At 74.2% G+C, this 18,687-nt stretch carries 14 protein-coding genes and 1 pseudogene; 7 read left to right on the top strand and 8 right to left on the bottom strand.

What is annotated here, in order from left to right:
• The first annotated feature begins 7 nt into the window (after nucleotides 1-7).
• A complete protein-coding gene (locus AC4OXY_RS42055; protein WP_491992351.1) occupies nucleotides 8-1,042 on the top strand; it encodes a PHP domain-containing protein in 1,035 nt (344 codons plus the stop codon).
• Between the two features lie 160 nt (nucleotides 1,043-1,202).
• Here the strand turns inward: AC4OXY_RS42055 and AC4OXY_RS42050 are convergent, their stop codons facing one another.
• From AC4OXY_RS42050 to AC4OXY_RS42040, 3 genes are all read right to left on the bottom strand, one after another.
• Complete coding sequence (locus AC4OXY_RS42050) at nucleotides 1,203-2,084, bottom strand: alpha/beta fold hydrolase (RefSeq protein ID WP_356029414.1); 882 nt, start codon at nucleotides 2,082-2,084, stop codon at nucleotides 1,203-1,205.
• 141 nt (nucleotides 2,085-2,225) lie between these two features.
• Nucleotides 2,226-3,515 carry an ROK family transcriptional regulator gene (locus AC4OXY_RS42045; protein ID WP_491992350.1) on the bottom strand — a complete coding sequence of 430 codons (1,290 nt, stop codon included), beginning with the start codon at nucleotides 3,513-3,515 and terminating at the stop codon, nucleotides 2,226-2,228.
• Between the two features lie 645 nt (nucleotides 3,516-4,160).
• Nucleotides 4,161-7,340 carry a cytochrome P450 gene (locus AC4OXY_RS42040; protein ID WP_491992349.1) on the bottom strand — a complete coding sequence of 1,060 codons (3,180 nt, stop codon included), beginning with the start codon at nucleotides 7,338-7,340 and terminating at the stop codon, nucleotides 4,161-4,163.
• Between the two features lie 260 nt (nucleotides 7,341-7,600).
• Between AC4OXY_RS42040 and AC4OXY_RS42035 the strand changes: the two genes are divergently transcribed.
• A complete protein-coding gene (locus tag AC4OXY_RS42035; protein ID WP_362819448.1) occupies nucleotides 7,601-8,233 on the top strand; it encodes a helix-turn-helix transcriptional regulator in 633 nt (210 codons plus the stop codon).
• Here AC4OXY_RS42035 and AC4OXY_RS42030 read toward each other — a convergent pair.
• Nucleotides 8,193-9,052 (bottom strand): annotated as a pseudogene (locus AC4OXY_RS42030) (DUF3626 domain-containing protein). The gene AC4OXY_RS42035 and the pseudogene AC4OXY_RS42030 overlap by 41 nt on opposite strands.
• Before the next feature lie 27 nt (nucleotides 9,053-9,079).
• Between AC4OXY_RS42030 and AC4OXY_RS42025 the strand changes: the two are divergent.
• The 4 genes from AC4OXY_RS42025 (at nucleotide 9,080) to AC4OXY_RS42010 (ending at nucleotide 13,312) form a co-directional block, all read left to right on the top strand.
• Nucleotides 9,080-9,574: an FBP domain-containing protein gene (locus AC4OXY_RS42025; protein WP_356032873.1), complete on the top strand. Its 495-nt coding sequence runs from the start codon at nucleotides 9,080-9,082 to the stop codon at nucleotides 9,572-9,574.
• Between the two features lie 75 nt (nucleotides 9,575-9,649).
• A complete protein-coding gene (locus AC4OXY_RS42020) occupies nucleotides 9,650-10,903 on the top strand; it encodes an FUSC family protein (RefSeq protein WP_356032876.1) in 1,254 nt (417 codons plus the stop codon).
• A 71-nt stretch (nucleotides 10,904-10,974) separates the two neighbouring features.
• Nucleotides 10,975-12,000 (top strand): hypothetical protein, encoded by a 1,026-nt coding sequence (locus tag AC4OXY_RS42015; RefSeq protein ID WP_362819447.1) that lies wholly within the window; start codon nucleotides 10,975-10,977, stop codon nucleotides 11,998-12,000.
• Nucleotides 12,001-12,109: 109 nt separating this feature from the next.
• Nucleotides 12,110-13,312 carry a lactonase family protein gene (locus AC4OXY_RS42010; protein ID WP_362819446.1) on the top strand — a complete coding sequence of 401 codons (1,203 nt, stop codon included), beginning with the start codon at nucleotides 12,110-12,112 and terminating at the stop codon, nucleotides 13,310-13,312.
• On the opposite strand, the gene AC4OXY_RS42005 is transcribed toward AC4OXY_RS42010, so the two are convergent.
• Both AC4OXY_RS42005 and AC4OXY_RS42000 read right to left on the bottom strand, forming a co-directional pair.
• Nucleotides 13,280-14,005, bottom strand: a complete 726-nt coding sequence (locus AC4OXY_RS42005; RefSeq protein ID WP_376292975.1) for a DUF2470 domain-containing protein — start codon at nucleotides 14,003-14,005, stop codon at nucleotides 13,280-13,282. The genes AC4OXY_RS42010 and AC4OXY_RS42005 overlap by 33 nt on opposite strands.
• An 81-nt stretch (nucleotides 14,006-14,086) precedes the next feature.
• Nucleotides 14,087-14,692, bottom strand: a complete 606-nt coding sequence (locus tag AC4OXY_RS42000; protein ID WP_356032887.1) for a TetR/AcrR family transcriptional regulator — start codon at nucleotides 14,690-14,692, stop codon at nucleotides 14,087-14,089.
• A gap of 142 nt (nucleotides 14,693-14,834) precedes the next feature.
• Between AC4OXY_RS42000 and AC4OXY_RS41995 the strand changes: the two genes are divergently transcribed.
• Nucleotides 14,835-16,433: a cytochrome P450 gene (locus AC4OXY_RS41995; protein ID WP_491992348.1), complete on the top strand. Its 1,599-nt coding sequence runs from the start codon at nucleotides 14,835-14,837 to the stop codon at nucleotides 16,431-16,433.
• On the opposite strand, the gene AC4OXY_RS41990 is transcribed toward AC4OXY_RS41995, so the two are convergent.
• The gene (locus AC4OXY_RS41990) at nucleotides 16,395-17,270 is read right to left on the bottom strand and encodes a pentapeptide repeat-containing protein (protein WP_491992347.1); all 876 of its coding nucleotides are present in this window, start codon (nucleotides 17,268-17,270) and stop codon (nucleotides 16,395-16,397) included. The two genes, AC4OXY_RS41995 and AC4OXY_RS41990, sit on opposite strands and share 39 nt — an antisense overlap.
• Before the next feature lie 36 nt (nucleotides 17,271-17,306).
• Nucleotides 17,307-18,608, bottom strand: coding sequence for an alpha/beta fold hydrolase (locus AC4OXY_RS41985; RefSeq protein ID WP_491992346.1), 1,302 nt, complete (start codon nucleotides 18,606-18,608; stop codon nucleotides 17,307-17,309).
• Nucleotides 18,609-18,687 lie beyond the last annotated feature (79 nt).

Here is an 18,687-nt window from a genome sequence, read left to right as displayed (position 1 = left end):
TGGTTGCGTGGAACCCGTCGCCGCGCTCGAACGCATCGCCTTCCTCCTGGAGCGGTCACTGGCACCCGCCTATCGGGTGAAGGCCTTCCGTACGGCCGCCCGGACGCTGGCCGCGCTGCCCGAGGGCGAGGTCGCCGAGCGTGCGGCGGCGGGGACGCTGGAGGCGCTCAAGGGGATCGGGCCGAAGACCGCGCAGGTGGTGCGGGAGGCGCTGGCCGGCCAGGTGCCCGGGTATCTGCGCGGGCTGGAGGACGAGGGCGGGGGCGGCGTGCCCGCGGAGGGCGCCGGGGCCGGGCTGCGGGCGCTGATCCGAGGGGACTGCCACACCCACTCGGACTGGTCCGACGGCGGCAGCCCGATCGAGGAGATGGGGCGGACGGCGGCCGCGCTCGGCCATGAATGGACGGCGCTGACCGACCACTCCCCCCGGCTGACCGTGGCCCGGGGCCTGTCGCCGCAGCGGCTGCGCGAGCAGTTGGACGTGGTGGCGGGGCTGAACGCGCGCTGGGCGCCGTTCCGGCTGCTCACCGGCATCGAGTGCGACATCCTGGAGGACGGCTCCCTGGACCAGGAGCCGGAGCTGCTGCGACTGCTGGACGTGGTCGTGGTGTCCGTGCACTCCAAGCTGCGGATGGACGCCCGCTCGATGACCCGGCGGATGGTGGCCGCCGTACGCAATCCGCACGCGGACGTGCTCGGGCACTGCACTGGGCGCCTGATCACGGGGTGGGGACGGCCGGAGTCGGAGTTCGACGCGGACGCGGTGTTCGCCGCCTGTGCCGAGTCCGGTACGGCCGTGGAGATCAACAGCCGGCCCGAGCGGCTGGACCCGCCCCTACGGCTGCTGCGCCGGGCCGTGGCGGCGGGGGTGCTGTTCTCGGTCGACACCGACGCGCACGCTCCGGGCCAGCTGGACTGGCAGATCCTCGGCTGTGCCCGGGCTGAGGAGTGCGGGGTGCGGGCCGAACGTGTGGTCACCACCTGGCCGGCCGGGGAACTGCTGGCCTGGACCCGTGAGGGCCGGGTCCCGGCGAGGGCGTGAGCGACGTGGAAAGCCCCGGTCGCGACGGGGGAATCACGACCGGGGCGGTCTGGCGGTGGGCACGCAGGGCAGACGCCTCCCAGTGAAGGCCTCGCCCGCACCCACATGTGATTCAACGGGCAACCATCCCCGGGTGTTCCGGAGCCGTACGTGAGCCGCGTCACCGTGCGCCGGCGCCCGCCCCGGCCAGTTCGGCGGTCTGCCGCACGGCCCCCGCCTCGATGAATTCCCGCAGGTCGGCCGTGAGCCGGTCCGCGTGGGTGGCGAACAGGCCGTGACCGGCCCGTTCGTACACCTTCAGGGTGCCGTCCGGCACCAGCCGGGCCGCACGCTCGCCGGTGAGGGCCAGGGGCGCGGAGGCGTCATGGGTGCCGTGCACGACCAGCACCGGGAGGTCGAGGCCGGGCAGCTCGTCGGCGATGTCCAGACCGGCGACCACCGCCCGGACCCCGGTCGAGGCGCGCGGCCCGGCGGTCAGACAGAGGTCGATCAGATGGCGGACGTAGGCCGGCGAGACGTCGTTGCCGGGGAACCGGACGGCGAAGAAGTCGTCCGCGAGGAGCGTGTAGTAGGCGGGCCGGTCGCGCCGGAACAGCTCCTCGTCGGCGCGGATGTCCGCGGGATCGACGCCCTCGGGGAGGTTCGGGCAGCGGACGATCCCGGGGCAGACCCCGGCGACGAGGGCGACCCGGTGCACGCGACCGGTGCCGTGCCGGGTCACGCAGCGGACCACCTCGGCGGTGCCGACGGAGTGCCCGACCAGGGTGACCTCGCCGAGGTCGAGGTGGTCGAGCAGGCCGTGCAGGTCGTCGGCGAGGGTGTCGAGGTCGTAACCGGACCAGGTGTCGTCGGAGCGTCCGTGGCCGCGCCGGTCCAGGGCCACGCAGCGGAATCCGGCCTCCGCGAGCGGCAGGGTCTGGTACTCCCACATCTCGTGGCCGAGGTAGGCGCTGGCGACGAAGACGGCGACGGGGCCGGTCGCGGGGCCGTGGTCGGTGTAGTGCAGCCGGGTTCCGTCGACGGGGCTCTCGAAGTACGGCATGGGGTGCCTCCGCAGGGTGTGGGGCCGTCGGGACCAGGTGCGACGCGGCTCGGTCGCCCTGGCATCACCGATGCTCCCCGGATCCCGCGCACGGGTCGATTACCCGCGACGTCATCCCCCTTGGCCGGGCCGCGGCGCCGCTCAGCGCGGTGCGCGTTCGCGCAGGGCGGCGCGCCAGGCCGGCAGGCGGTCCTCGGCGAGGGGTTCGGGACGGCGGCCGCCGCTCGCGAAGAAGTCGGCCAGGGGGAGGATCGCGGCGCCGACGGTGACCGCGTCGGGGCCGAGCCGGCCGAGGTCGATGGTGACCCGGTCGGCCGGGTGGCGCAGTGCGTACGTCGCCGCGTGCCTGCGTACGGCGGGCAGGAAGCGGGTGCCGAGCTGGAGCCCGGCCCAGCCGCCGACGATGATCCGCTCGGGCTGGAAGAGGTTGATCAGGTCGGACAGGCCCGCGCCGAGGTACTCGGCGGTCTCCTCCAGGACCGCGAGGGCCACCGGATCGGGCGCGGTGCCCTCGGGCGGGTAGGCGGCGACGAGCATCGCGGTGAGCGCGGTCTCCTCGTCGGCGCGCTCGGGCGGCCGGCCGCCCTCCTCGCGCCAGCGGGCGAGCAGCGACTCGGCGCCCGCGTAGGCCTCCAGGCAGCCGGGCGCACCGCACCGGCAGCGGCGCCCGCGCACCCGGACCGTCAGATGCCCCCACTCCACGGCGCGCCCGTGCTCCACCTCCGGGGTGACCAGGCAGGCGCCGACGCCGGAGCCGAAGAGCACGACGACGGCGTTGCGGGCCCCGCGTCCGGCGCCGAACCACATCTCGGCCTGGCCCAGGGTCTTGGCGCCGTTGTCGATGAAGTACGGGATCTCGTCCGGGAGTCGGGAGGCGGAGCGGAGCAGCTGCTCCAGCGGTACGGCGTCCCAGCCGATGGTCTGGCCGTGCACGACGGCGCCCCGGTCCGGGGTGTGCTCGACGATGCCGGGGACGCCGACACCGACGCCGAGCAGCCGCTCGGGAACGGCCCGTTCGGCACCGAGGACCTCGGCGATGCCGTCGCGGATGTGACCGGCGATCACCTCGACGTCGTAGCCCTGCGGCGTCAACGGACGTTCTGTGCGCGCGAGTTCGGTCAGGGCCAGGTCGAACAGCTCGACCCGGACCCGGGTCTCGCCGACGTCGACGCCGATCATCTGTCCGCTGCGCGGACTGACGCGCAGCAGGGTGCGCGGCCGGCCGCCGTCGGAGTCGACGCTGCCCGCCTCCTCGACCAGGCCGTCGGCGACCAGATCCGCGACGACGTTGCTCACCGAGCCGGAGCTCAGGCCCGTCGCGGGGCCCAGCTCGAACCGGCTGAGCGGGCCGTCGAAGTACAGCTTCTGCAATACGGCCGTGCGGTTGCCCCGCCTGAGGTCGCGTACCGTGCGCCCGTTCCGCCCCGCCATGCCGCTCCCTTCACAAACCCTGCCCGACCTGCAACATACCCCTTCGGGCAGCCGGAACGCGACTTTCCCACCGTCTTAGTTCACGCTATGAGCTAAGAGGGGTTCCGCTGCGCGTGTCCCGTGGGCCGCGTGATCTCGCCCAGCACGGCCACGAGGTGCGGCGAGACCGTCTCCCGCACCCGGCGGGCATCGGCCTCCCCGATCCGCCGCCACCGAGCCCGCCACCGCAGGACCGGTCACCACCGGATCCGCCACCGCCCGGCCGATCGCCGCGACACCGGCCGCTGCCGCATCCGCCACCCGATCCGCCGCAACCGATCCAGCCACCACAAACCCGGTCGGCACCGAATCCTGCGCCATCAAGTCCGCCACCGCAGGACCAGCCACCGCCAGTTCCGCCGCCGCCTCGCCGGTCGCCGCAACGCCGGTCACCACCGGATCCGCTATCACCCGATCCGCCGCCACCGAACCGGCCGCCGCAGACCCGGTCGCCACCGGATCCTGCGGCGCCGAACCGGCTACCACAGGCCCGGTTGTCGCCGGGTCCGCCGGCGATTCAGTGGCCGGCGGATTCGTCACCGGTGAGTTCGCCGCCGGGGAGTTGCCCGCTCCTGCGTCTCCCACCGCGCGCCCCTCCCCCGCGGCTCAGCCCGCCGCGTACACGTCCTCGACGTAACGCCCGTCCGCCACCAGCGAGTTCAGCCAGTCGTCGGCCGCGGACCCGTCGGCGTCGTGGGAGCGTTCCCGGTACAGGGTACGGAACGCCTCGCGTACGCCGGGGGCCATGCGGGAACCGTCGCCGCAGACGTAGACCCGGGCGCCCGCGTCGAGCAGGTCCCAGACCTCGTCGGCCTCGGCGGCGATGCGGTGCTGGACGAACAGGGCGCCGTTCTCGGGCGCCGCGCTGAAGGCAGGGCGCAGCGAGACGGCGCCGGCGGCCTCGGCGGCAGCCAGCTCGTCCGCGTGCAGGTAGTCGGCGTCGGGGGCGTCGCAGCCGAAGTACAACAGGGCGGGCGGGAGTTCGGTGCCCGCGGCGCGGGCCGCGGCACGGTCGGCGACGGCGCCGCGGAACGGGGCGAGACCGGTACCGGCGGCGATCATGACGACCGGCGCCGAGCCGTCGATCCGGAAGACCTCGCGGCAGGGCTGGACCCGGGCGTACACGGTGTCGCCGGGCTTCAGGGCGGCGAGATGGCCGGAGCCGGTGCCCCGGTAGCGGCCGCGGCCCGAGCGGGCGGGGGCGTCGAGCACGGAGACCATGAGGTCGACGTGGTGCGCGTCGGACGCCGGGGAGGAGGACACCGAGTAGTGGCGCGGCCTGAGCGGGGTCAGCAGGTCGAGCAGGAGCGGCCAGCCCAGGGCGCCGCGCAGCGCGGGGTGGTCCTCGACGAGTTCCAGGAGGGTGCGCGGGTCGTCGTCGCCGAGCGCGGCGAGGGCGGCCCGCTCGGGCGGGCAGGGGTTGGCCTCGGCGAGCAGGGCCCGTTGCCGGGCGGTCGGGCGCTCCTGCAACTCGACGTGGCTCGTGAGGAGTTGGCGTACCGTCAGCGGGCGGTCGACGGCGAGGCCGTCGCGGCGCGGGCGGGTGGCCCGGATGTCCAGGACGGTGTCGGCGTCGAGGCCGAACGCGGCGAGCGCGCGGTCCACCGGCTCCGGCGCGTTGGCGGGGAGCACGGTGAGGTGGTCGGCGGTGCGGTAGGTGACGCCCTCGGGCAGGGCGATGCGCAGGAACCGCTTGGTGCGCGGGTAGCCGGGCGCGGTCAGGTCGTGGGCCTCGGTCACCGTCATCGGGAGCAGGTCGTGCCGCTCGGCGAGGGCGTCCAGCGGGCCACCGGCCAGGGTGCGGACCTCGTAGGCGTGGGCGGGCTCGTCCGTGGTCCGCGGCGCGGCGTCGGAGTCGCCGTACCCGGTCAGCAGGGTGGTGCGCAGCCGGGCGGTGAACTCCCGTACGGCGCCGGCGAGATCGCCGGAGGCGTCGGCGGCGGCGCGCTCGGTCAGCCTCGTCGCGCCGAGTTCGGCGAGGCGGGTGTCGACACGGGTGGGGAAGTGCTGGTAGGTGGCGGCCCAGTTGCGGTCGCCGACGCCGAGGACGGCGTAGGTGACGCCGGTCAGGTCGGGGGTGCCGTCCAGCCACGCGGCGAAGGCGGTCGCGTCGTCGGTGGGGCGGCCGTTGTAGGAGGCGGCGGTGATGACGACGGGCCGGTCGGTGGGCAGCCCGTCGGCGTACGCGTCCAGGGCGGCGACCTCGGTGGCGCAGCCGACGGCGGCGGCCTCGTCGGCGAGCTGGGCGGCGAAGGCGCGGCAGGTGCCGTAGTTGCTGCCGTGCAGGAACAGGGCGCCGGTGCCGGGGCGGACGCGGGCCGGGAGCGTGTCCGGGGTCCGGCCGGCGTCCTCCTGCGGGCGCGCGGCGCCGGGCAGCGAGGCGTGGACGCGGTCGGCGGCGGTGCGCGGGGTCAGCGTGAGGGTGAAGCCCTCGGGTTTGAGGGTGAGGGTCTCCTTGACGTGCAGCTGGTAGTCGGCGTGGTCGTGCAGCCGGTAGCGGTGGACCAGCATGGCGAGCAGCATGGTGGCCTCGTGCAGCGCGAACTGCCGCCCGATGCAGGCGCGTTCGCCGGTACCGAAGGGCTTGAAGGCGTGCACCGGGCGGGCCGCCTCCGCCTCGGCGGTGAACCGCTCGGGGTCGAAGTGCTCGGGGTTGTCGCCCCACACCGGCTGCCGGTGCAGCATCGGGGCCATGACGGTGACGGCCTGTCCGGCGCGCATCGGGATCCGGCCGCCGAGCAGGGTGTCCTCGCGGGCCTTGCGGCTGAAGGCGGCGGCCGTCGGCCACAGCCGCAGGGCCTCGTTGAGGACCTGGCGGGTGTAGGTGAGCCGGCCGATCTCGTCGTACGTCGGCTCCGGGTCGGCGTCGTCGCCCCACAGCGCGTCGGCCTCGCGCTGCACCAGGCGGAGCACGGCCGGATGCTTGGCCAGGTAGTACAGGGCGAAGGACATCGCGCCGGAGGTCGTCTCGTGGCCGGCGATGAGGAAGGTGATGACCTGGTTGCGGATGTTGGCCGGGTCCAGGGTGGTGCCGTCGGCGGGGTGCGGGGCGCTCAGCATCAGGCCGAGCAGGTCCTCGGCGCCGCTCTGGTCGGTGCCCGCGCGGGAGGCGATGACGTCGTCCACGACCTGGGCGAGATAGTCGGCGTCGCGGCGGAAGGCGGCGTCGGCGGCGGAGTGGTCCTGGCCGGGAGTGCGGGCCAGGCGGGTCATGCTCCACTCCAGGCAGCGGACCATCGACTCCACGAAGGGGTGCGGCTCTGCCCGCTCGAACGACCCGAAGTCGTAGTCGAACCCGGCCAGTCCGATGGTGTCGAGCGTCATGCGGGTCATGTCGTCGGGCACGTTCACGGCCTGGCCGCCGTGGGCCGCGCGGTCCCAGGAGTCGATGAGCCGGCGGGCCACCTTGAGCATGACCGGGTGGTAGGTGCGCATCGAGCCGAGCGCGAAGGCGGGCATCAGGATGTCGTGCGCCTTGGCCCAGTTGGGCTCGTCGTTGTACGCCGTGAACAGGCCGTCGGCGGCGAACTCGCGCACGTTCTCCAGGGCGGGACCGATGTGCTTGGCGAACCGGTCCTCGTCGGCGAGGTCCGCGACGAGATCGGCGTCGGCGACGAACATCACGTCGCGGCCGTGCAGCCGGCGCACCAGCACCGGGCCGTGGGCGCGCATCAGCTCCATGACCTGCTGGATCGGGGTGCGGCCGGGACCGGTGGCGGTGATGTCGACGACGGGGACGCCGGGCAGGGCCGCGGCCGGGTCGGGGTGCGGTGCGGTGGGGGGCATGACGCGACAACTGCCTTTCGCCGTAACGGAGTACTCGCGGTAACGGAGCACTGGATCCAGCGTGGGCGACCGGTGGCACGTGCCGGCGCCGTGGCACTACACGATCGCGCAGTCAAAACTCGGCCGCGGGGCTTGCGCCGGCCCGCGGGAGGCGTGCGGTTTGCCGCTGACCTGGATTCTCGTCTTGGATGTGCGGGGACCGACGAGCGGCGATCGACGAGCACGGACCGAGGGACGGCTCGGCGCATCGGGAGGTGGACATGGACCTGGGGCGGGCCGACGCGGTGGTCTGGCGCAACCGGGCCCTGCTGGTCTTCGACCGGGTGTCGGTGCCGGTCGCGGTGTGCGACGTGTACGGCCAGGTGGTGCTGGCGAATCCCGCGATGGCGGCGGAGTGCGGTACGACGCCGGGGCGGCTGCGCGGCCGGGACGTGCTGGAGCTGTTCCGGCCGCAGGAGGCCGGGCAGGTGGAGCGGATCGCCCAGGCGCTGCGGCTGCGGCACCGCTCGCGCTACCAGGTGTCGGTGCGCTGGCGCGCGCCCGGCGGGGCGGAGCGGTTCGGGGAGCTGACGGCGGACCCGGTGAGCGACACCGTGGACGAGACCCCGGCCCTGCTGGTGATGCTCCGGGTGCAGGGCGAGTGCGCGCCGCCCGAGCCGGAACCGGCCCCGGTCACCACGGTGGAGGGGCGGGTGCTGGCCCTGCTGGCGGGCGGTGCGAGCACGGCCGAGGCCGCCCGCGAACTGGGCCTCAGCAAGGACGGCGTCACCTACCACCTGCGCCGGCTGTCGGCCCGCTGGAACGCGGCGAACCGTACCGAACTGGTCGCCCGCGCCTACGCGTCGGGCGTCCTCAGGCCGGGGGTGTGGCCGCCCCAGGCGCGGACGGAGTAGGGCGTGCCTGTCCCGCGGGCGCCCGGGCCGTGCCCGCGCCCTCCGGCGCGCCGAAGCGGGCCAGGGTGTGCCAGACCGTCTTCAGGTGCTGGAGTTCGTGGCGGCCGGTGCGCACCGCGTCGCCGATGACACGCGGGGTGAGCAGGCCGCGCTCGGCGATCGGGGCGCCGAGGTCGGCGTACCGCGGCCCCCGGTAGTCGGCGTGGCGGCGCAGCGCGGTGACGGTGAGCCGGTGGCCGGGGCGCCATTCGACGGGGAGGGGCAGGCGCCGGGCCGCCGTCTCGACCTCGGTGGCCCGGGAGCTCGCGTCGCGGACGAGGGCCTCGACGTCGGTGTCCAGGAGAGCACCGGCGTGCACATGGCTCTCGACGTAGTCGTTGAGCGGGGCCTGCTCGTCCCGCTCGGCGAGCGCGATCAGCGGCATCGCGGCGGCCACCCCGAAGTCGGTGGGCTCGGCCGCGCTGTCGGGGTAGCGGAAGGTGGCGCGTCGCAGGACCGCGCCGGTGAGCCTCAGGTGCGGGGAGCCGAAGCGGGGGGGCCGCGCCGACCACCTGCCGGCGGAAGTCCAGGGCGCCGTACAGCGGGCGCTCCGGCGCGGGCGCGTCGTCGTACGCACCCCCGAAGATCCGGCTCTCCCGGCGTGTGCGCGCCGCCCGGGTGCGCGGTGAGCCCGCCGTCGCTGGTGCCGGTGACGTACTGCGAGTGGGAGGCGCCGTCCCGGGCCAGGGCCTGTCCGGCGGAGATCCGGGAAAATCCATTGGCCACTCTCCTTTTGGCTACATAAGCTAGTCGAAAACCTAGGCATCCTAGGCTGACCATCGCCTGCGCACCCAGAAGGACTCCCCCATGAAATCGCTCACCGAGCAGGACATCCGCACCTCCTTCGTCAACTGCTCGAAGGGGGAGGCCAAGCGGCTGGCGGTCCCGCGCGACCTCGACGAACGTCCGTGGGACGACCTGGACTTCCTCGGCTGGCGGGATCCGGGCGCGCCCGACCGCAGCTATGTGGTCGCCGAACGGGACGGCCGGCTCGTGGGCGTCGCCCTGCGCTTCCAGGCCGCGCAGCGCGGGTTCCTGCACCGCAGCATGTGCTCGGTGTGCCTGACGACGCATCCGCGCGGCGGGGTGACGCTGATGACCGCGCGCAAGGCGGGACCGGCGGGCCGCGAGGGCAACTCGGTCGGCCTGTACATGTGCACCGACCTGGCGTGTTCCCTGTACGTGCGGGGCAGGAAGGTGCCGGAGTCCGGCATCCGGATCGAGGAGAGCCTGAGCGTGGCGGAGCAGATCGCCCGCGCCCGCGGCCATCTGCACGCCTTCCTCGACAAGCTGTACGCCTGATCCGGCCCGCCCGCCGGGGCGCGGCCCCCGACCGGGGGCGTTCGAGGCGTCCGGGGAACGGGAACAGGCCAAGGGATGCACGACGTACCGAAGTGGCGCCGGGGACTGCTGCGCCTGGTGGAGCGCCGCCGGGAGCCGGTGGTCGTCCAGACGCTGCGCTCGGCGACGGCGGCGACGATCGCCTATGTCATCGCCCTGCGGCTGAGCCCCGAGCCGGCCCCGCTCACCGCGCCCCTGACCGCGTTGCTGGTGGTCCAGGTGACCTTCTACGCCACCCTCACCAACGGCATCCGCCGGGTGAACGCCGTGGTGGCCGGGGTGCTGGTCGCCATCGCCTTCAGCGTGCTGGTGGGCCTGACCTGGTGGAGCCTCGCGCTGCTGATCGTGGCCGCGCTGGCCGTCGGACATCTGGTGCGGGTCGAGGAGTACGTGGCCGAGGTGGCGATCAGCGCCATGCTCGTGCTCGGGGTCACCACGATCGGGTTCACGGCGTGGGCACGCATCGTGGAGACGCTGATCGGCGCGGTCGTCGGCACGGCCTGCAACCTGCTGCTGCCGCCCCCGGTGTGGGTGGACGAGGCGGGCCGCTCGATCGAGGACCTGGCGCGCCGGCTGCGGCAGTTGATGCTGCGCATGGGCGAGGAGGCGGCCGGCGGGATCCCCTGGCAGCGGGCGGCCGAGCGGCTGCACGAGGCCCGGCGGCTGGACCAGCACATCGCCCACGTGGACGCGTCGCTGCGGCAGGCCGAGGACAGCCTGCGGCTCAACCCGCGCGTCAAGGAGGGACTGCTGCACCGGGTGGTGCTGCGCACGGGCCTCGACACGCTGGAGATCTGCACGGTGGTCCTGCGGGTGCTGGCCCGTTCCTTCACGGACCTGGCGAAGGCCCGCGGGTCCGAGGAGCTGTTCCCGCCCCGGGTCGGGGCGACCGTGGAGCAACTGCTGTCCGAGATGGGCGACGCGGTGGTCAGCTTCGCGGTGCTGGTCACCACCCATCTCAGCGAGGACGCCGAGTCGGCGGAGGCCCGGCTGACGGCCGAGCTGCACACGGCCGCCGGCACCCGGGACCGGCTGGCCGTGCTGCTGCGGGAAGAGGTCGCCGGGAACTGGGAGAACTGGCAGCTGCTGGGTGCCGTGCTCACCGAGGCGAACCGGATCATCGACGAACTGGACACCGAGCACCGCACCCGCCGCCTGCTGGAGGAGCTCGACCGGGTCTCCCGCGAGCAGCGGGCCAAGCTGCCGCGCACCACCCGGCTGCGCGAGCGCCTGGGTGTGCAGGACGAGCTGTGGCGGAACCGTACGGGGTTCGGCGAGCGTTCTCGGTGAGGACGGACGTTCTCGGCCGAGGCGCACGTTCTGCGGCGGAGCGGACAGCGCGACGGGAGGGGGGTCACCGGATGACCGGGGCCGGGGTACGGATCACCGGGAACACGCTGCGGCTGCCGGGCGGGGCGACCGTGCGGTTCGTGCGCACGCTGCGGCTGCCCGAGACGGGCACGCACCGGCTGCCGCCGGGGCTCGGCGAGTTCCCGGTCCGGCCGGTCGCCGACCACGCGGACCGGGTGCCCGAGCGGTGGCGGGCCCGCGGGGGCGTGCTGCTGCCGGTGTATCTGCGCGAGGCGATGTGGCTGAGCTTCGCGGGCACGACGGAACCGGCCGCGCTCCAGGTCGGCGTCGGCAAGGTGTGCGCGGTCTCCGGCAAGCCCTGGAGCGAGCGGCTCGCCCGGGATCCGCAGAACTACGTGGTACTGCCCCGCCAGCCCTGGCTGGACGGCGTCAACTCCGGCGAGGGGACGGTCCGGCAGTTCGTCGCCGTGCCGCTGGGCCTCGGCGCGACGGTGGAGGGGCAGGTCACCGGCGAGGAGGTGTGGGGCGGGGTGCAGCTGCGGTCCTTCGCGCTGCGCGCGGACCCGCTCGCCGAGTGGCGGCGCCGCGAGCAGGAGAGGCAGGCGGCCGCGAACCGCGCCCGGACGGCCGGTCCGCCGGTCGGCGGATACGGCGCGGCGATGATGCCGGCCGCGCCCGGGGCGGCGGCGCCCGCCGCCATGGGGCTCGGCGTCGGCGGCTCGATGCGCCAGGAGGTGTACCGGGACGACCGGCCGCTCACCGACTGGTCCGAGGAGCCCGCCGGGCGCGTGTTCGTTCACCTGGTCACGCCGCCGCAGTGGCGGCACATCACCGGCGAGGCGCCTCCGCCGTCACCGGTGGACCGGGCGGCGTACACCCGCGCGGGCCTGCCCTGGTTCGACTACTACGACGCCGATGCCGAGGATCTGGCCCCGGCGGACGCCCTCCAGGAGGTCAAGCCGGTCGGCGAGTGGCTCGGCGACGATCTCGACCCCTGGCAGGAGCCGTCGGCCGGCCAGGTGACGCCGCTGAAGGACGCCCCGCCGGGCAAGCCGGTCGAGGACGGCGAGTGGTGACCTCGCGTTGCATGGTGCGCAATCCCCGTTGCCCTACTTGCCGTTGACGGCCGATGGGGCCAAGGTGGCTGCTGTCACGACCGGGGCGAGCGACGACCTGAGGTGCGGCATGGACACGGAGGAAACGGCGGAGAGCGGGCGCTGGAGCAGGCGCCGGTTCGTCGGGGCCGTGGCGGGGACGGCTGCCGTGGTGGCGGTGCCGTCCCCGGCGGCCCCGCCGGCCGCCGGCGCGCTCCCGGCCGGGAATCCGCGGTCCGCCGCACCACCCGGAGACCCGTCCGGCCCCCGCCCGCTGTTCATCGGCACGTACACCTCCGTCGTCGGCGGCGGCACGGGCATCGGGCTGGCCTCGTACGACCCGGTGACCGGCCGGATCTCCGGCGCGGGCACGCTCACCGGCGTCCCCGATCCGTCGTACCTCACGGTGCACCCGGACGGGCGCACGCTGTACGCGGTGGACGAGCGCGAGGACGGCGGGGTGACGGCCGTACGGCTCGCGGACCGGCACGTCCTCGGCACGCGCGCGACCGGCGGTGCGGGCCCCTGCCATGTGTCGGTGCATCCGTCCGGGCGCTGGCTGCTGAGCGCCGACTACGGCTCGGGCAGCGTCGCCGTGCACCCGATCGACGCCTCGGGCGCCCTCGGCGAACGCACCGCCCTGGTCACGCACACCTCTCCGGCCCCGGGACCGGGTCAACAGGGGCCGCACGCGCACCAGTTCATCACGAGCCCGGACGGCGGCCACGTCCTCGCGGTCGACCTCGGCACCGACACCGTCTACACCTACCGCCTGGACGAGGCCGAGGGCACGCTCACGGAGGTGTCGCAGGCGCACACCCGGCCCGGGGCGGGCCCGCGCCATCTCACCTTCCACCCGGGCGGGCGGTACGCGTACCTGGCCGACGAGGTGGACGACACCGTCGCCGTCTGCGCCTACGACCCGGCCTCCGGCCGGCTGACGATCGGCGCGCCGCAGTCCACGGGGTCGGCCGGCGGCACCACCAACTACCCGGCGCAGTTCCTGGTGACGGCGAACGGCCGGTACGCGTTCCTGGCCAACCGGGGCGACAACACCCTCGCGCGGTACGCGGTCGAGGCCGACGGCGCCCGGCTGCGGCTGCTCGGCACGGTGCCGGTGGGCGGGGACTTCCCGCGGCAGATCGCGTTCTCGCCCGACGGCACGCTGCTGTTCGCGGCGAACCAGCGCTCGGGCACGGTCACCGTCTTCCAGGTGGACCGGGACAGCGGTGAACTCCGCCCGGCCGGTGAGCCGTTCGCCTCACCCGTCGCCGTCTGCGCGCTGCCGCTGTAGCGCGCGGGGGCAGCCCGCGGTCGCGGCCTGGGCGAGCAGGGCGTGGACGCGCTCGGTGAGTTGGGTGACGTCGTCGGCGGGTGCGTGGAAGGGCAGGCGTACGTCGCCGTGGGCACGGGTGCGCTCGATGCGCAGGGTCAGTCCGTGCCGGTCGACGGCGAGGGGCAGCACACGGGTCGCGGCGTGCAGGCTCTCGGGCCGCACCAGCCGGGTGAGCCGCTCGACGGCGTCCGGGTGGGCGTCGGCGAGGTGCGTCAGCAGATGGGCCTCGGCGCTGGCCAGGGGGTCGGGCCGGGCGGCGGCGAACTCGCCGAGGTCGACGACCACGGCACCGCCCGACTGCCGCAGCACCACCCGGGTGGGCCGGAACAGCAGCTCGCCGCCGTCGGCGGCGAACCAGCCGGCGAGGTGGAGCCGGGCCCGGATCCGGCCGCGCACCGGTACGGGGGCGACGTCGGCGAACTCCAGCACGGCGGACGGCTCCTGGCGCGGGGCGCAGATCGCCGCGGTGAGCAGGCCGCTGTCGTCGGGCACCGCGAGCCGAACCGCGCCGTCGTCGGGCACGGTGTGCGCACCGACGTACTCCTCGCGGACGCCGTCCGCGGTCACCGCGCACGACCATGCGGCGGCGAGCACCGACCGCGCCCGTTCCGCCGCGCCGGGTGCGGCCGTCCAGTCCTGTGTGTCACCCATCCCGAGACCTCCTTAGGTAAGCCTTGCCTAACCTACCGAAGAACGGGGCGTGCGCCAACCACGCCTCGATGACACGAGAGGTCAGCCGAGGACGCCCAGCAGCGCCCGGGCGCACAGATCGCGCACCTGCTCCTGGCTCAACTCCCCTTCGCGCAGCCACTCCAGGCACACGGCGGTGGTGAAGGCGAGCCAGCCGCGCACCGCCAGCCGCACCTGGGGAACGGTCTCGGAGGCGGACCCGAACTCGGGGTCGGCGGCGAGCGCGGCGAGGATCTGCTCCTCCTGGGCGGCCAGCGCCCGCCGGTAGACCCGGCGCACGGCCTGGTCCCCGGCCGCGTCGGCGCGATGGAAGGCGCGGAAGCCGTGGGCGTGGGCGCGGACATAGCCGAGGTAGGTGTCGAGTCCGGCGGCGAGCTGCTCGCGCACCGGCACACCGGGCACGGCCGCCGTCATGCGCAGCATCCGCTCGCTCTCGCGCTCCACGACCGCCGCGAAGAAGTCCCGCTTGGTCGGGAAGTAGTGGTACAGCAGCCCGCGCGAGACCCCGGCGATCTCAGCGACCTGCTCGATCCACACCTCGTCGTAGGGACTGTCCGAGAACAGCTTCGCGCCGACCGACAGCAGCTGCTCGCGGCGCTCCCCGGTGCTCAGTCGGCGCCGGGCGCGCTCCCCCTGGTTCGCGGCCATGCCGTCACTTTACTGGACGCCGGTTCAACAAGCCTTGACGCCGGTTCGAGGGACGGATCACACTGGGGCCGCGTTATTGAACTCACGTACAACACGGGCGGCACCGGCTCAACAGCTCGCTGGATCAAGGGAGATCGGCGTCATGGCGCGGACGACGAAGACGGCGGAGACGGCGGAGAGCAGGGAAACCGAGCTGCCGAGGGGTTTCCGCAGTGCCGAGCTGGGCTGGCCCGAGCTGGACCGCATCCCGCACCCGCCGCGCCGGGTGCCGCTGCTCGGTGACGTCCTCGGCGTGAACCGGCGCACGCCCGTCCAGGACTCGATGCGCCTCGCACGCGAGCTCGGCCCCGTCTTCCGGCGCCGCGCCTTCGGCAAGGAGTTCGTGTTCGTGTGGGGCGCGGCGCTCGCCGCCGACCTCGCCGACGAGACCCGGTTCGCCAAGCACGTCGGACTCGGGGTGGCCAATCTGCGGCCGGTCGCCGGCGACGGGTTGTTCACCGCCTACAACCACGAGCCCAACTGGCAGCTGGCGCACGACGTCCTGGCGCCCGGCTTCAGCCGGGAGGCCATGGAGGGCTACCACGGCATGATGCTGGCGGTCGCCGAGCGGCTGACCGGCCACTGGGACCGGGAGAGCGCGGCCGGGCGCACGGTGGACGTGCCCGGGGACATGACCAAGCTGACCCTGGAGACGATCGCGCGCACCGGGTTCGGGCACGACTTCGGCTCCTTCGAGCGGGACCGGCCGCACCCCTTCGTCACCGCGATGGTCGGCACGCTCACCTACGCCCAGCGCCTGAACAGCGTGCCCGGGCCGCTCGCCCCGCTGCTGCTGCGCTCCGCCGCCCGGCGCAACGCGGCCGACATGACCTACCTCAACCGCACGGTGGACGACCTGGTCGCGGCCCGGCGCCGGGGCGGCCGCGGGGAGGGCGACCTGCTCGACCGTATGCTTCGGACGGCGCACCCGGAGACCGGCGAGAAGCTGTCGGCCGAGAACGTCCGCAAGCAGGTGATCACGTTCCTGGTGGCGGGCCACGAGACCACCTCGGGCGCGCTCTCCTTCGCCCTGTACTACCTCGCCCGCCACCCGGAGATCGCCGCCCGCGCCCGCGCCGAGGTGGACCGCGTCTGGGGCGACACCGAACGACCCGCGTACGAGCAGGTCGCCAAGTTGCGCTACGTCCGCCGGGTGCTGGACGAGTCACTGCGCCTGTGGCCCACCGCGCCGGCCTACGCCCGCGAGGCCGTGCGGGACACGGTGCTCGGCGGCGACCATCCGATGCGCCGGGGCGCGTGGGCGATGGTGCTGACGCCGATGCTGCACCGCGACCCTGAGGTGTGGGGCGAGGACGCCGAGCGCTTCGACCCGGACCGCTTCGAGGCGGCGGCCGTACGGGCCCGCCCGCCGCACACCTTCAAGCCGTTCGGCACCGGCGCCCGGGCCTGCATCGGCCGCCAGTTCGCCCTGCACGAGGCCACCCTGGTCCTCGGCCTGCTGCTGCGCCGCTACGACCTGCGGGCCGACCCCGCCTACCGGCTGAAGGTGATCGAGCGGCTGACGGTGATGCCGGAGGGGTTGCGGTTGGGGTTGGCCAGACGCCCTGAAGGGGCGCGGGGCTGCGCTGAACATGCCGCTACCGCCGCGTGCGCACGATCAACCACGACGACGCCGCGGCCGAACGACGACACGTCCCGGCACTCAGCCGCTGGTTGCCCAGTGCAGCGGCCGGCCGACTGACTCCGGCAACCGAGTACCGGCACTGCCCCGCGCGGCGTTCACCTGCGGCTGGGTGAGGAAGAAGGCACCGGTCAGGTCGGCGTCGGTCAGGTCCGCGTCACGCAGATCGGCACCGATCATGTCCGCGCCCCGCAGATCCGCCCCGGTGAGGTCCGCGGCGATGAGCAGGGCGCCCCGCAGAGTCGCCCCGCGCAGGTCGGCGCCGCGCAGCCGGGCCCCGACGAGATCCGCGCCCCGCCGGTCCTTGCCACCGCCCTTGCCCTTCTTTCCGCTCTTACCGCTCTTTCCGCTTTTCCCGTCGCCGACGTCCGCCCGGGCCAGCTCGCTGGTGCGCAGCAGGAGCACGTTGACCCGCTGCCGGTGCGCGGCCACGTCCAGGGCGGCCAGTTCCTCGGGGCTCTGCCGGGTCAGCCGTTCGGTCTCCTCCAGCGTCCGGCGCAGATCGGCGTGGACGGGCCGGGCGGCGGGCAGGCCGAGCGCCTCGGTCAGGTACCACAGCAGCTCGTGCAGCTGCCGTACGACCGGGAACACGTCGAACATCCGGCGGGCGTGCTCCTCGGACCCGGTACGCCAGTCCTGCCCGCCGAAGGTGACCTGCGCGACCTTCTGCCCGGCGCCGAAGCAGTCGTAGACCGTGCAGCCGGTGAAGCCCTTGGTGCGCAGGTCCGCGTGGATGCCGCAGCGGTGATCGCGCCGGAGGTTCGCGCACGGTGTGCCGGCGGGCTTGTTCAGCGCGAAGTCGGCGGACCTGGCGAAGGGCAGGGCGACACAGCACAGCCCGAAGCACTGGGCGCAGTCGCCGCGCAGGTCGGAGAGGTCAGCTATCTGTTCCGGCATGGGCTCCACCCTACTGACCTGCGGGAGTGCCGCGCGCTACACCTCGTCCCTCGTCAGCGCCAGCAGCCGGTCCAGCACCCGCGGCGCCCCCGTCCGCAGCCCGTCGTGCTCGAACTCGTCCGTCACCCAGGTCCGCAGGCCGCGCACCGCGCGTGCGGTCTCCAGGGAGTGGGTCGCGTCGACGTACATGTCGTCGTGGTAGACGGCCGCGGCGACCGGCACCTCGTTCGCGGCGAGGTGGGCCGGGTCGTACAGCGGGGTCCAGTCGGTGCGTGCGGCGAGGAGTTCGGCCGTCTCGCGCAGCGGGCGCAGGGCGGGGTCGGCGTCGAACATCCAGGGGTGGACCGTCTCGCCGGTGAAGAGTACCGGGGCGTCGCCCGCGAGGGCCTTGGCCGCGTCGAACTGCGGGAACTCGGCCCGGATCCGTTCGGCGGCCCAGGCCGTGGGCCGGGCGCCCTGGCCATAGATCGTCTCGTGGACGAGGGCGTACAGCGGATAACTGGCGTACGACAGCAGGCTCATGACCTGTTCCAGGAAGGCGTCCGCCAGCTCCGGGCCGGCCGGGGTGCGGACGAAGGCGTCCTCCAGGAGCAGGTGCAGACGGTGGCTGCCGTCGCTCATGCCGAGCATCAGGCCGAGGGACTGGAAGGCCTCGGCGGTGAAGCGGTAGCCGCTCGGGAGGACCACGTCGTGGGTGAGGAGGTGGTCGGCGATGCGACGGGCCCGCTCGACGTCCTGCGGGTAGCGGGCGTAGTGCGCGGTGACCTTGCGCTCGACGCGCGGGTAGGCGGCGCGGTAGACGTCGTCGGCGTGGGCGTGCAGGGACGGCAGACCGCCGGTGACGAGAGCGGCGGAGAGGCCCTCGGACGCGAGGGAGAGGTACGACACCGTGCAGAAGCCGCCGAAGCTCTGGCCGAGCACGGTCCAGGGGGCGCCGCCGGTGACCTCGGGGCGGATGGCCTCGCAGTCCCGGACGATGGAGTCGGCGCGGAAGCGGGCGAGGTAGTCGGCCTGCTCGGCGGGCCCGCCGCGCAGCGGGAGCGTCTGCCGGGTGGCGGGCGTGGAGCTGCCGGTGCCGCGCTGGTCGAGAAGGAGGACGCGGTAGTCCTTCAGGGCCCGTTCGAGCCAGGCCTGACGTCCGACGAAACGATTCGCCCCGAAGCCGGGCCCGCCCTGGAGGTACAGCAGCCAGGGCAGGTCCTGCCCGGCCTTGTCGCTCGCGACCACCTCGCGGGCGTACAGCTCGATGGTCTCGCCGCCCGGGTCGGCGTGGTCGAGGGGCACGGCGAAGCGGCGGTCGGTGAGGACGACACCGGGCTGGCGGTAGCTGAGGCTCAACGGGGCTCCCGGGGCGGACGGTACGGACGGGACCCAGTTCAGCACACGACCGGCCGTCGGCCGACCCCGGGGATCATGG

The organism is Streptomyces sp. HUAS MG56 (genome assembly GCF_058673395.1).
This window is presented reverse-complemented; position numbering and strand designations above follow the sequence as displayed.